A 13,088-nucleotide genomic window follows, 5' to 3' on the forward strand; every position below is an offset into this window, starting at 1 on the left:
GCATGGGGCTGCCTATATGGCGGCCCCATTATTCCGCGTTCGATTTTCGATGGCGTCGCGGCAATCCGCCCGGCAGGCGTCGAGCAGTTCGTCCGCCAGCGGGGAGTCGTCCGGGCAGGCCCTCGACAGCACGATTGCTCCGACGGCCTGAGCGAGGATGGTGATGGCTTGCGCGCGGCCCCCGGTGTCGGAAGCGTGGTGTCGTGCAATGCCGCCCTCGATCGCGCGCACCAGCCTATCTATTCCTGCAGCAAAAACGGCCTTCGTTTCCTCGGGCTGTCGAGCGGCGTCGCAGCTCAACGCTGCCGCGGTGCACCCCTGGCCGCGCCCATCCCGGTGCTCGCGCGCGAGATAAAGTTCCATGACGTCGAGGACGTCATGACCGGCATAGCGCCTCAAGGTCTCGCTCAAACCATTCTCGGTCGACTCCGCGATCAACTCCTCCTTGGAGCGGAAGTGATTGTAGAAGCCGCCATGGGTCAGCCCCGCGCGCTCCATCAACTCCGCCACGCCGACGCCATCGAACCCGCGCTCCCGAAACAGCTCTGACGCGGTGGCGATAATACGTTCGTGGTTTTCCTGCTTCTTTTCCTTGGTGATCCGCACTCTACAGCCCTTTCGACCGCCATGCCCAAGTTATAATGTCGGCCGTCATTATAGCGTGACTTATTGATGATGTATATCATTGATGGGGATAGTCAATAAAAGCGGCTCTTAATGGTGCAGACGCTTCAGCACGCAGAAGGGCCCGCGCGTCTTTTCATACGCGGTGCCCTCTGTGGCAACTTTGATTTATGCGGCAAAGAGGGAAGAAATTCCCCAATCAGTAGACGAACGGGTCCACCCCGGCCGCCGCCTGAGTGCCCGGTTCTTTCGGATAGATCACGCCCTTGCGCAGGATGATGTTGGCATAGAGTCTGGGCTCGCTGGTCTGGATCACCGCATGGGCGGCCTTCACCCGGCCGTAGAAATCCGGGCCGATCAGCGGCACCACCTGCCGGTGCGGCTCGTGGCGGGCGCAGCAGTCGATCATCTCCTCATGCACCGGATCGAGCTTGTCGCGCTCGGCCTTGACGGTCGAGCGGAAGATCGCCTCGGGCACGAAATCGTCGATCGGCAGCACGCTGAGCACGGCGTTGAGCACGGGCACGAGATGGTGGCCGTCGAGCCGGATCAGCCGGCGGGCATGTTCGACACCCGGATAATTGCCGTCGACGATGGCGATCTCGTCGCCGTGGCCCATGGCTCGCAGCGTGAAAAGCAACTCCGGGCTCAGCAGCGGATCAAGTCCCTTCAGCATGGTCTACCTCCTTGAAGAGTACGTTTTGGTCTGTGAGGTAACGCGCAAAGATCGGCAGGCTGGCGCCGCCGATGGCGCGGGCCTGGGCGCCGACTGCGCCCTCGATGATCTCAGGCATGACGACGCCCTGCAGGTCGAGCTTGGCGGCTTCGTCGATCGTGGCCTGCACCACGCGGCTGCGCACCCAATGGGGAAAACCGCCGTCGATCACGGCGGCGCTGAAATCGACGATCGAGGCGGCCGCGACGATCGCCTGGGCCAGCGCCTTGGCGCTGTCCTGGATCCAGGTCTCCATCGGCTCGCCGAAATCCACCCAGTCGTCGGCCGAATACCACAGCGGCTCGGGATCGATGCCGCGCTCGCGCAGCATGTTTTCCAGCACGAAGATCGAGGCGATTTCAAGCAACTGCATCGTCTCGCCGTTTTTCCCCCGCACCGGCAGCGGCCCGATGGCGCCGGCCGTGCCGGTGCGGCCGGAAAAGATCGCCGAATTTAAGACGATGCCGCCGCCGATGAAGGAGCCGATGAAGAAATAGACGAAATCCGGATAGGACGGCCCCACGCCGAACACCAGTTCGGCGCCGCAGGCGCTGGTCGCATCGTTCTGCATGAAGACCGGATGGGAGACGCGCGCGGCGATATCGGCCTGCAGATCGACCTCGCGCCAGACCTCCATGGCGCCAGGCGGCGCGCCGACCTCTTCGGCCCAGTTCCAGAGTTCGAAGGGGGCTGCGATGCCGAGGCCGGCAATGCGGCCGCGCTGCTTTTCGTCGAGCCGGCTTTCGATCTCTTCAATACCGGACGTAACGAAGGCGAGGATTTCTTGCGGCAGCGGATAGGCGTAGGTCCGGTGCAACTGCATGCGGATGCGGCCGACGAAATCCATCAGCACCAGATCGGCGCTGCGCCGGCCCATCTTCAGGCCGAAGGAATAGACGGCGTCGGCATTGAGATGCATCGGGATCGACGGCTGTCCCACACGGCCGCGCACCGGCGCCCCGCGCGACAACAACCCTTCCTTCTCAAGCACCCGCATGATGACCGAGACGGTCTGCGCCGACAGTCCGCTGCGGCGCGCGATATCGGCCTTCGACAGCGCACCGTAGAGACGCACCAGCGACAGCACGAGCCGTTCGTTATAGGCCCGGACCCTGACCTGGTTCGCACCTCCGGCCGGATTTAGAATTGGCGGCGGGACCGGTGTATGTTCCGGTCCATCCAAGGTCGACATGGCCGCTCCTCCCGATCGTTGGCCTATGCCCGATTTGAACGGAGCATGCCACATCGAATTAATAATTCAATTGGATTTATTTATTGACAAGACGATTTCTTTTCGCTCTTAATTGCCCTCGTCAAGGGCACGGGACGGCTTTGGAAGTTAACAATCCACGGCAAAGTGTCATATCTTAAAATTCCGGCCCGCAGGGGCGGCGCCGGCAAACTCTGGGAGGAGTTCCATGAAGAAATCAGTTCTCGCTTTCGGCGCGCTCGCGCTTGGTGTCGCTTTTTCCGCTCCGGCGATGGCGGCTGACGTTTCCGCCTGCCTGATCACCAAGACCGATACCAACCCCTTCTTCGTCAAGATGAAGGAAGGTGCGACGGCCAAGGCCAAGGAACTCGGCGTTTCGCTGAAGTCCTATGCCGGCAAGATCGACGGTGACAGCGAAAGCCAGGTGGCAGCGATCGAAAGCTGCATCGCCGACGGCGCCAAGGGCATTCTGCTCACGGCTTCGGACACCAAGGGCATCGTGCCTGCGGTGAAGAAGGCCCGCGACGCCGGCCTGCTGGTCATCGCGCTCGATACGCCGCTCGAGCCGGCCGATGCCGCCGACGCGACCTTCGCCACCGACAACCTGCTCGCCGGCAAGCTGATCGGCCAGTGGGCCAAGGAAACGATGGGCGACAAGGCCAAGGACGCCAAGGTCGGCTTCCTCGACCTGACGCCGTCGCAGCCGACGGTCGACGTTCTGCGCGACCAGGGCTTCATGATGGGCTTCGGCATCGATCCGAAGAATCCGGACAAGATCGGCGACGAAGACGACAAGCGCATCGTCGGCCATGACGTGACCAACGGCAATGAAGAAGGCGGCCGCAAGGCCATGGAAAACCTTCTGCAGAAGGATCCTGGAATCAACGTCATCCACACGATCAACGAGCCGGCCGCTGTCGGCGCCTATCAGGCGCTGAAGGCCGTCGGCATGGAAAAGAACGTGCTGATCGTCTCGGTCGATGGCGGTTGCCCGGGTGTCAAGTCGGTCAAGGAAGGCGTCATTGGCGCCACCTCGCAGCAATATCCGCTGCTGATGGCGTCGCTCGGTATCGAGGCGATCAAGAAGTTCGCCGACTCGGGTGAAAAGCCGAAGCCGACCGAAGGCAAGTCCTTCTTCGACACCGGCGTCTCGCTCGTCACCGACAAGCCGGTTTCCGGCGTCAAGTCGATCGACACCAAGGAAGGCACCGACAAGTGCTGGGGCTGAGCCCAATCTCTTGAAACTGGAGCGGCCGGGGCTTGATCCCCGGCCGTTTTCGACGGACGATGTGCCGTCGCCCCACCGGCTAAGCAACGAACGGATGAATAGGGTGACGGCCTCCGCGCGGGTTCGGCGCGCGGATGCGGAGGAGGAACCATGACCGGAACTCAGGAATTCGAACGCGTCCTCGACGGCAGCGACAAGAATGTCGCCTCCTTCGAGCACCAGGATGTCTCGCTGATCAAGCGTGCCCAGCATTTTCTGCACTCGACGCCGGCCGCCGTGCCGCTGATCGTGCTGGTGCTGGCGATCATCATTTTCGGGGCAACGATCGGCGGGCGGTTCTTCTCGTCCTATACGCTGACGCTGATCCTGCAGCAGATCGCCATCGTCGGTATTCTCGGTGCCGCCCAGACACTGGTCATCCTGACCGCCGGCATCGACCTTTCGATCGGCGTCATCATGGTGATCTCGGCTGTCATCATGGGCAATGTCGCCATCACCTACGGCATACCGACGCCGATCGCCGTGATCGGCGGCCTCCTCGTCGGCGGCCTCTGCGGCTTGCTGAACGGCTTCCTCGTCGCCTTCATGAAACTGCCGCCCTTCATCGTCACGCTCGGCACCTGGAATATCGTCATGGCGACGAATTTCATCTATTCCGCCAATGAGACGATCCGCGACACCGATGTCGACGAACAGGCGCCGCTGCTGCATCTTTTCGCCGCGAGCTTCAGGCTCGGCAGCGCCGTACTGACGCTGGGCGTCATCGCCATGGTGCTGCTCGTCCTCTTACTCTGGTACGTGCTCAATCACACCGCCTGGGGCCGGCACGTCTATGCGGTCGGCGACGATCCGGAGGCGGCCAAGCTCTCCGGCATCCAGACCAAGAAGGTGCTGCTCACCGTCTACACCATCTCGGGCGTCATCGCCGCCTTCGCCGCCTGGGTCTCGATCGGCCGCAACGGCTCGATCTCGCCCTCCTCGGCGGTCACCGATTATAATCTGCAGGCGATCACTGCGACTGTGATCGGCGGCATCTCGCTCTTCGGCGGCCGCGGCTCCATTCTCGGCACGCTGTTCGGCGCCATGATCGTCGGCGTCGTGTCGATGGGCCTCAACATGCTCGGCGCCGACCCGCAATGGAAAGTGCTTTTGACGGGCGTGCTGATCATCGCCGCCGTCGCCATCGACCAGTGGATCAGAAAGGTTTCGGTGTAATCATGGCTCGCGAACCCCTTCTCACCGCCCGCGGTCTGGTCAAGCGTTATGGCCGCGTGACCGCGCTCGACAATGCCGATTTCGACCTTTACCCCGGCGAAATCCTCGCCGTCATCGGCGATAACGGCGCCGGCAAGTCCTCGCTGATCAAGGCGATCTCGGGCGCCGTCACCCCCGATGAGGGGGTGATCACCCTCGAAGGCAAGCAGGTGCAGTTCCGCTCGCCGATGGAAGCGCGCGAGGCCGGCATCGAAACTGTCTATCAGAACCTGGCTCTGTCGCCGGCGCTGTCGATCGCCGACAACATGTTCCTCGGCCGCGAGATCCGCAAACCGGGCATGCTCGGCTCGATGTTGCGCATGCTCGACCGGCCGGCGATGGAAAAGCTGGCGCGCAACAAGCTCTCCGAGCTCGGGTTGATGACCATCCAGAACATCAACCAGGCGGTGGAAACGCTCTCCGGCGGTCAGCGCCAGGGTGTCGCCGTCGCCCGCGCCGCCGCCTTCGGCTCCAAGGTCATCATCATGGACGAACCGACGGCTGCCCTCGGCGTCAAGGAAAGCCGCCGCGTGCTGGAGCTGATCCTCGACGTGCGCGCCCGCGGCCTGCCGATCGTGCTGATCTCGCACAACATGCCGCATGTCTTCGAGGTCGCCGACCGGATCCATATCCACCGCCTCGGCCGCCGCCTGACGGTGATCGATCCGAAGGAATACACCATGTCCGACGCCGTCGCCTTCATGACCGGCGCCAAGGCGGTGCCGACGGAGCCCGTCGCGGCATGACGGTCAGCACCGAGGAAATCGCCGGCGAGGTGCTCAGCCGCGCCGGTGATAGAACGCGCTTCCTCATCGGCATTGCCGGTCCGCCGGGTTCCGGCAAGTCGACCATGGCCGACAATCTGGCGGCGGCGTTGAAAGCCAGAGGCGAAAGCGCCGCGGTCCTGCCGATGGACGGCTTCCATATGGATAACGCCATCCTGATCGAACGCGGCCTTCTGGCCCGCAAGGGCATTCCTGAAACCTTCGATGTCAGAGGCTTCCTCGATATTATCAGGGCCGTCAGGCCGGCCGACCAGGAGGTTCTCGTGCCGGTCTTCGACCGCGCGCGCGAACTCGCGATTGCTTCCGCCCGACCGATTGATCCGAAGGATCGTTTCATCATCGTCGAGGGCAACTATCTGCTCTTCACCCAGGGAAAATGGGCCGAACTCGACGGCATCTTCGATTTCACCATCATGCTGGCGCCGCCGATCGAAGTGCTGGAAGAGCGCCTTTGGGCGCGCTGGCGCGGTTATAATCTGAGCGAAGAGGCCGCCAGCGCCAAGGTCTACGGCAACGACCTGCCGAACGGCCGGCTGATCCTGGAAAACCGCCGCCCGGCCGATGTGACTTTGGAGATCGCGCTGGCGTGATGCCGCAGCGATTGTTTTCGTATAAAAGATAGTGCTATCGAGGCCGCAGACGCATCGCTTCGGAGGCCTGCCATGCAATCGATCACCATCCGCCGCCCTGACGACTGGCACCTGCATCTGCGCGACGGCGCCATGCTGGAAGGCGTGATCGCCGATACGAGCCGCACCTTCGCGCGCGCAATCATCATGCCCAATCTGGTGCCGCCCGTCGTCACCACAGCGGATGCCACGGCCTATCGTGAGCGCATCCTCAAAGCCGTGCCGGCCGGTCATCGTTTCCAGCCGCTGATGACGCTCTATCTCACCGAGCATACCAGCCCGGATGACGTGGAAGCGGGCGCCAAGAGCGGCCTGATCACCGCCGTCAAGCTCTACCCCGCCGGCGCCACCACCAATTCGCATGGTGGCGTACGCGACATGGAAAAGGCGATGCCGGTGCTGGAGCGCATGGCGAAGATCGGCCTGCCGCTCTGCGTCCACGGCGAAGTGACGACGCCTGAGGTCGATATTTTCGACCGCGAGGCCGTTTTCATCGAAACCGTGCTTGATCCGCTGCGCCGCCGCCTGCCGGAGCTGAAGGTGACGATGGAGCATGTGACGACATCGGATGGCATCGACTATATCAAGGCGGCCAAGGGCAATCTCGCCGGCTCGATCACCACCCATCACCTGATCATCAATCGCAACGCCATCCTCGTCGGTGGTATCCGCCCGCATTATTATTGCCTGCCGGTCGCCAAGCGCGAGAACCATCGGCTGGCGCTGCGTGCGGCCGCCACCAGCGGCGACGCCCGCTTCTTCCTCGGCACCGATTCCGCCCCGCATGTCGATCCGCTGAAGGAATGCGCCTGCGGCTGCGCCGGCATCTACACCTCGATCAACACGATGAGCTGCCTCGCCCATGTGTTTGAGCAGGAGGATGCGCTGGACAGGCTCGAAGCCTTCACCTCGCTGAACGGCCCGGCCTGGTACGGGCTGCAGCCGAACGAGGAACGCATCACCCTGTCAAAGCAGGCCGAGCCGGTCACTTTTCCCGCCAGGATCGAAACCGGCGCCGGCCCGGTGACGGTGTTCGACCCGATGTTTCCGCTGCATTGGCAGGTGGTGGCGTAGGCGCCAGGATCCGCCCCTCACCCTAACCCTCTCCCCGTAAAAACGGGGCGAGGGGACGTGCCCTGCGAGAGGTTGGTGGGACGAGGGTGCGGCATATTCCCTTCGCCCCGTTTACGGGGAGAAGGTGGCGGCAGCCGGATGAGGGGCGCCTCATGCGCGAGCTTCGCCTCGAAGTTACCGCCATAACATTTCCCTGTGCAGTGCATCATTTTTTAACGGAATGCGTAAGACATTCCTCACTTCCGATCGCATAGGTTGCCAATATTATCCGGCGTGGCCGCGGTCGCGGAGACTGAAAAGCATGATGCTTGACTATAACTCCCTCCTGCTGGCGCTCGGCGTGTCGACGGCGTGCCTTGCCGTGACCTTGATGGGCGGCTGGCTTGTCCGCCGGGCCGAAACCGTGCTGCTCACCGCCACCGTCGGCCTGGTCTTCGTCGTCAGCGGCATTTTTGTCTACAGCGCCTATGTGGACAGGCCGGTGATAGGCTTCGGCATTGCCAATTTCGTGCTGTTCCATGCCGGTTTTGCCACCATCTGGGGTGCCGGCCGGCAGTTTCTGACCGGCCGCCTGTCCTTGCCGGGCATTGCGATCCGCGCCCTGGCGGCGATGGTCTTCTCGATCGTGCCGCTGGTATCGGGCTATGACGGCCTGGCCTTCATCGCTGACAATCTCGCCATTGCCCTGCTTCTCTTTGCCACCGCCCGGCAATATTGGCTCGCCCGTGCTGAAGCGCCGGCGCCGATCCTCGGCATCTCGGCGCTTTATACGCTGACGGCGATCTCCTTCGTGCTCTGCGCCGCCGTGCTGATCTCCGACGGCAAGCTGGTGCTCGGCAAGGCGCCGAGCAACTGGGCCGAGGATTTGAGCCTTGCCGTCTGCATCGCCGGCATGACCGGGATCGGCGCGCTGTCGCTGGCGCTGCATCAGTGGCGGCTTGCCGCCCGCCATCGGCTCGAGGCGATCACCGATCCGCTGACCGGGCTGCTCAACCGCCGCGCCCTGTTCGACCAATACGGCACGCGCCCGATGGGTTCGACCACAGCCGTCATCGTCTTCGATATCGACCACTTCAAATCCGTCAACGACCGCTTCGGCCATGCGGCGGGCGATCGCGTGATCAAGGTCTTCGCCGCCGAACTTGCCGCCCATCGCCGCGCCGGGGACATTGCCGCACGGCTGGGCGGCGAGGAGTTCGCGCTGGTCTTGAAGGAGACCATGCCCGGTCGGGCGGAACTGGCGGCCGAGCGCATCCGCAGGGATTTCGAGGCGCGCGAGATTGCGATCGACGACGCGGTGCTGAAATGCACGGTCAGCGTCGGCGTGGCGCCCGGGCGCGCCGAAAGCCTGGATTTCGATGCCATGCTGAGTGCTGCCGACAAGGCGCTCTACGCCGCCAAGCGGGGCGGCCGCAACCGGGTCGAGCTGGCCGGCCACCTGCAGGCGGTTCCGCTCGAGGTGGCGCGCACGGCGTCTTGATTGCTGACGGTTCCTCTCATAATATCGCCCCTGGCCGGATGCGGCCAGCCGCCCCGCGACGCTCGACGTTTGATACTCTGGCGTTATGGTGAATGCATCCAGATACCATCCTTCACATCCCTTGCCGTTTGGCGATCGATGGCGAACGGGTCAGCAGACGCGGGCACTGATCGTCCTGTTTGCCGCCGACGGAAGGATGACTTATGCGCGATTTTCGCGATGCCAAGCTCATGGCAAAGACTTTGCGGCAGGCGCTTGCCGACCGCGACATTTCGCTGACCCACAGCGAGACGCTCGAAATCGTCGCCCGCCAGTTCGGGCTCGAGCAATGGAATATCCTCTCGGCCAAGATCGATGCGGCGGGTGCTTCCCGCTCCGCTATCGGCATCGAACCGCCGATGCCGATCTTCCGCATCTTCTCGGTGGAGAAGGCCATGGAATTCTATTGCGGCTTCCTCGGCTTCCATCTCGACTGGGAGCACCGCTTCGAGGAAAACTCCCCGCTCTATTGCCAGGTCTCGCGTGACGGCATGGCGCTGCACCTCAGCGAACATTCCGGCGACGCCAGCCCCGGCGCCAAGGCCTTCGTCCGCGTCGCCCATGTGCGGGCCTACCACGCCGAACTCGCCGGCAAGGACTACCGCTACATGAAGCCCGGCGTGGAAGAGGCGCCCTGGGGACTGGAAATGACCGTCATCGACCCCTTCAGCAACCGCATCGTTTTTTGCGAGCAGGGATAGGCGGGGCGCGCTGTAGATTGCACGGTTCGCGCCAGTGGCTGCCCCTCACCCTAACCCTCTCCCCGTAAACGCGGCGAGGGGACGTGTCTTGCACGAGGTTGGCGAGGGACGGAGAGGGCGCGGCTCGCCCCCTTCGCCCCGCGAGCGGGGAGAAGGTGCCGGCAGGCGGATGAGGGGCAGCCACCGGCGTTTGCTTCTCAGAGGATCATCAGCGCCCTGACGAAGGCAACCGAGGCAAGGAGCGAGCCGATCGTCCGCACATGGTTCCACCACGTCCAGTCCCTGAGATAGGTCGCCCAGAGCGCGGTCGCTTCTGCCCCGCTGCCGCTGACCTTCGCCAGCGCGTCGTTCATCGGCACGTTGAAGATGATGGTCGAGAGGAAAGAGGCGACGACATAGAGCGCAGCACCCGCCAGCATCAGCGCGGATGCGCCGCCGCGCCAGTTCATCAGCGCCAGCACTGATATGACGATGCAGAGGATTGCCGTCGGCACGAACAGCGCCATGAAGGGCGAGCGGACGATTGTCACGTTGATCGAATTCATCGCGGCGATGCCCTGTTCCGCCGGGATGCGGGAGAAGGCGGTCATGATGAAGGTCGAGAAGGCGAAGAAGATGCCGGCGACGAGGCCGCTGCCGATCGCTGCGGCGACGAGGGAAAGGATGAGGACGATCTGCATGTCGAAGCTCCTTCCGAAGATTTAAAACAAGAGAAACTCTCCCATTTGCAAAATGAGATAAACTCTCTTATTTTCCTTGTCAACCGTCGAAGGAGAGACGATGTCGGATCAGCCGGTCGCATCACGCAGGCGCCAGCAACATACCGGCCAGCCGCGCCGCATTCCCAGCCAGCAGCGCGGCCGCGAACGCTTCGAAAAGATCCTCGCCGTCGCCTCCGAGCTGATCGAAAGCCGCGGCAGCGACGGCTTGAAGATGAGCGAAATCGTCCAAAAGGCCGGTCTTTCCTTCGGCGCGCTCTACCAATATTTCCCCGATAAGAGTTCGATCATCCGGACATTGGCCGAGCGCTTCAACGAGGAGGGCAGGCGCTGCGTCGAGGCGGAGCTGGCTGAGGTGACTGATCCAGCGGCGCTCGCCGGCGCGCTCGCCACTATCGCCGACGAATATTATGCCTTTTTCCGGCGCGAGCCCGTCATGCGCGATATCTGGCATGCGACCCATACCGACAAGCTGCTGCAGCAGGTCGATGCCGAGGATATGGAATTCCATGCTCAGGCATTGCTCGCCGTGCTCGCCCGCCTGTGGCCGGAGCGTGACCGTGGCGAGCTTCTGGCGATCGCCCGGCTGACGATGCAACTGCTTGCCGCCGCAGTGCGTTATGCCGTTTCGCTGGATGCGGAAGCGGGCGATGCGGCGATTGCGCTGTTCAAGAAGATGCAGGGACCCGATATCGGCCGTCTCTTGCTGTAAGGCTCGCCTTGCGTCTGGAAACGATGGGCTCTTGCTGCTATTGCCGGAGACGCAAAGCTGAAGGAGAGCCGCATGATCCAGACGACATTTCCCGACCGCGCCGTAATGGCCGAACTGGTGGCCAAGATGCTCTGGGAGATCAAGGCGGTGCATTTCAATGCGGCCCAGCCTTACAAACTCGCCTCCGGCATGGCGAGCCCTGTTTATATCGATTGCCGCAAGCTGCTTTCCTTCCCGCGCATCCGCTCGACGGTGATGGATTTCGCCGCCAGCACGCTGCTGCGTGATGCCGGCTTCGAGCAGTTCGACTGCATCGCCGGCGGTGAGACCGCCGGCATCCCCTTCGCCGCCCTGCTTGCCGATCGCCTCGGCCTGCCGATGATCTATGTCCGCAAGCAGCCGAAGGGCCATGGCCGCAATGCCCAGATCGAAGGCAATATGCCGGAAGGGTCGCGCGTGCTGGTCATCGAGGACCTGACGACGGCCGGAACCAGCATGTTCAAGTTCATCGACGCCGTCCGCGCTGCCGGCGGCATCGTCGATCACGGCATCGCGCTGTTTTTCTACGACATCTTCGGTCAGCAGCGCTTTACCGACGGCAAGGTCAGGCTGCATCACATCGCCACCTGGCGCAATATGCTTGCAGTCGCCAAGGCGCAGAAGCTCTTCGACGAGAAGACGCTTGAGGAGGTCGAGGCCTTCCTCGATGCGCCGCTCGCCTGGTCGGGACGGAACGGTGGCGTCAGTGAGCTTTCGCTCTAGCCAGTTGACAAAAGCTCGCTTAATCGGTTGATGAACCTATCAGTGCTGTTGGGAGGAATATGATGATTTTGTGCTGCGGCGAAGCCTTGATCGACATGCTGCCGAGGGACACGACCCTTGGTGAAAAGGGCTTTGCCCCCTATGCCGGCGGCGCGATCTTCAATACCGCGATCGCGCTCGGCCGCCTCGGCATCCCCACCGCCTTCTTCACCGGCATTGCCGACGACATGATGGGCGAAATCCTGCTTGCGACGCTGAAGGCCGCCAATGTCGACTACAGCCCCTGCGCCATCACGCAGCGCCCCTCGACGATCGCCTTCGTCAAGCTGGTCAACGGCCAGGCGACCTATGCTTTCTACGACGAGGGCACGGCCGGCCGCATGATCACCGAGGCCGACCTGCCAACCCTCGGCGATGATTGCGAGGCGCTGCATTTCGGCGCGATCAGCCTGATTCCGAGCCCCTGCGGCGAAACCTACGAAGCGCTGCTCGACCGCGAGGCCGAAAAGCGCGTCATCTCGCTCGATCCCAACATCCGCCCCGGCTTCATCAAGGATAAGCCGGCGCACATGGCCCGCATCAAGCGCATGGCGGCCAAATCCGACATCGTCAAATTCTCCGACGAAGATCTCGACTGGTTCGGTCTTGCGGGCGATCACGACGCGCTCGCCGCCCATTGGATCGCTGAGGGCGCCAAGCTCGTCGTCATCACCAAGGGTGCGGAAGGCGCTTCCGGCTATACCAGGGATCGCAAGGTGACGGTGCCGAGCCAGCGCGTCGCGGTCGTCGACACGGTCGGCGCCGGCGATACTTTCGATGCCGGCGTGCTGGCGTCCTTGAAGAGGGATGGCCTGCTGACCAAGGCGCAGGTCGCCGCGCTCGACGAACAGGCGGTGCGCAACGCCCTGACGCTCGGCGCCAAAGCCGCCGCCGTCACCGTCTCCCGCGCCGGCGCCAACCCGCCCTGGGCGCATGAGATCGGGCTTTAAGGTTAGGCCAGCGTCGGCCCCTCATCCGCCTGCCGGCACCTTCTCCCCGCTTGCGGGGCGAAGGGGATCTGCGGCAACCTCTCGGTCCCATCGACGCCTCGCAGGGCACGTCCCCTCGCCCCGTTTACGGGGAGAGGGTTAGGGTGAGGGGCATTTAACGCTTACTT

The 13,088-nt window shown here is 63.2% G+C and carries 14 protein-coding genes; 10 read left to right on the top strand and 4 right to left on the bottom strand.

Translation table 11 applies throughout. From position 1 onward, the window contains the following. Positions 1-12: 12 nt before the first annotated feature. From BBJ66_RS02450 to BBJ66_RS02460, 3 genes are all read right to left on the bottom strand, one after another. Entirely contained in the window at positions 13-606 is a 594-nt protein-coding gene (locus tag BBJ66_RS02450) for a TetR/AcrR family transcriptional regulator (RefSeq protein WP_049730611.1), read from the bottom strand. Positions 607-823: 217 nt separating this feature from the next. Further along, a complete protein-coding gene (locus BBJ66_RS02455; RefSeq protein WP_071084724.1) occupies positions 824-1,300 on the bottom strand; it encodes an RbsD/FucU family protein in 477 nt (158 codons plus the stop codon). After that, positions 1,284-2,531, bottom strand: a complete 1,248-nt coding sequence (locus BBJ66_RS02460) for an ROK family transcriptional regulator (RefSeq protein WP_071084726.1) — start codon at positions 2,529-2,531, stop codon at positions 1,284-1,286. Before BBJ66_RS02460 ends, BBJ66_RS02455 begins: the two co-directional genes overlap by 17 nt. 226 nt (positions 2,532-2,757) lie before the next feature. Between BBJ66_RS02460 and BBJ66_RS02465 the strand changes: the two genes are divergently transcribed. The 7 genes from BBJ66_RS02465 to BBJ66_RS02495 all read left to right on the top strand — a co-directional run bounded on the left by BBJ66_RS02465 (position 2,758) and on the right by BBJ66_RS02495 (position 9,739). Further along, complete coding sequence (locus BBJ66_RS02465) at positions 2,758-3,777, top strand: sugar ABC transporter substrate-binding protein (RefSeq protein ID WP_003570686.1); 1,020 nt, start codon at positions 2,758-2,760, stop codon at positions 3,775-3,777. A 150-nt stretch (positions 3,778-3,927) separates the two neighbouring features. Continuing rightward, on the top strand, positions 3,928-4,992 hold the full coding sequence (locus BBJ66_RS02470; RefSeq protein ID WP_049730608.1) for an ABC transporter permease: 1,065 nt from the start codon (positions 3,928-3,930) through the stop codon (positions 4,990-4,992). Between the two features lie 2 nt (positions 4,993-4,994). Then, entirely contained in the window at positions 4,995-5,777 is a 783-nt protein-coding gene (locus BBJ66_RS02475) for an ATP-binding cassette domain-containing protein (RefSeq protein WP_071084728.1), read from the top strand. Continuing rightward, entirely contained in the window at positions 5,774-6,406 is a 633-nt protein-coding gene (locus BBJ66_RS02480) for a nucleoside triphosphate hydrolase (RefSeq protein ID WP_049730606.1), read from the top strand. Before BBJ66_RS02475 ends, BBJ66_RS02480 begins: the two co-directional genes overlap by 4 nt. A gap of 72 nt (positions 6,407-6,478) precedes the next feature. After that, entirely contained in the window at positions 6,479-7,519 is a 1,041-nt protein-coding gene (gene pyrC / locus BBJ66_RS02485; RefSeq protein WP_071084730.1) for a dihydroorotase, read from the top strand. Positions 7,520-7,820: 301 nt separating this feature from the next. After that, positions 7,821-8,999 carry a GGDEF domain-containing protein gene (locus BBJ66_RS02490; RefSeq protein ID WP_071084732.1) on the top strand — a complete coding sequence of 393 codons (1,179 nt, stop codon included), beginning with the start codon at positions 7,821-7,823 and terminating at the stop codon, positions 8,997-8,999. A gap of 203 nt (positions 9,000-9,202) precedes the next feature. Next, entirely contained in the window at positions 9,203-9,739 is a 537-nt protein-coding gene (locus tag BBJ66_RS02495; protein ID WP_071084735.1) for a glyoxalase superfamily protein, read from the top strand. A gap of 197 nt (positions 9,740-9,936) precedes the next feature. Here BBJ66_RS02495 and BBJ66_RS02500 read toward each other — a convergent pair whose 3' ends face one another. Continuing rightward, positions 9,937-10,419 carry an anthrone oxygenase family protein gene (locus BBJ66_RS02500; protein WP_071084737.1) on the bottom strand — a complete coding sequence of 161 codons (483 nt, stop codon included), beginning with the start codon at positions 10,417-10,419 and terminating at the stop codon, positions 9,937-9,939. A 100-nt stretch (positions 10,420-10,519) separates the two neighbouring features. Between BBJ66_RS02500 and BBJ66_RS02505 the strand changes: the two genes are divergently transcribed. The 3 genes from BBJ66_RS02505 to BBJ66_RS02515 all read left to right on the top strand — a co-directional run bounded on the left by BBJ66_RS02505 (position 10,520) and on the right by BBJ66_RS02515 (position 12,921). Then, positions 10,520-11,170 (top strand): TetR/AcrR family transcriptional regulator, encoded by a 651-nt coding sequence (locus BBJ66_RS02505; protein WP_071084739.1) that lies wholly within the window; start codon positions 10,520-10,522, stop codon positions 11,168-11,170. Positions 11,171-11,242: 72 nt separating this feature from the next. After that, entirely contained in the window at positions 11,243-11,932 is a 690-nt protein-coding gene (locus BBJ66_RS02510) for an orotate phosphoribosyltransferase (RefSeq protein WP_071084740.1), read from the top strand. 62 nt (positions 11,933-11,994) lie between these two features. Continuing rightward, positions 11,995-12,921, top strand: a complete 927-nt coding sequence (locus BBJ66_RS02515) for a carbohydrate kinase family protein (protein ID WP_071084742.1) — start codon at positions 11,995-11,997, stop codon at positions 12,919-12,921. Positions 12,922-13,088 lie beyond the last annotated feature (167 nt).

The organism is Rhizobium sp. RSm-3, assembly GCF_001854685.1.
Lineage (GTDB): Bacteria > Pseudomonadota > Alphaproteobacteria > Rhizobiales > Rhizobiaceae > Rhizobium > Rhizobium ecuadorense.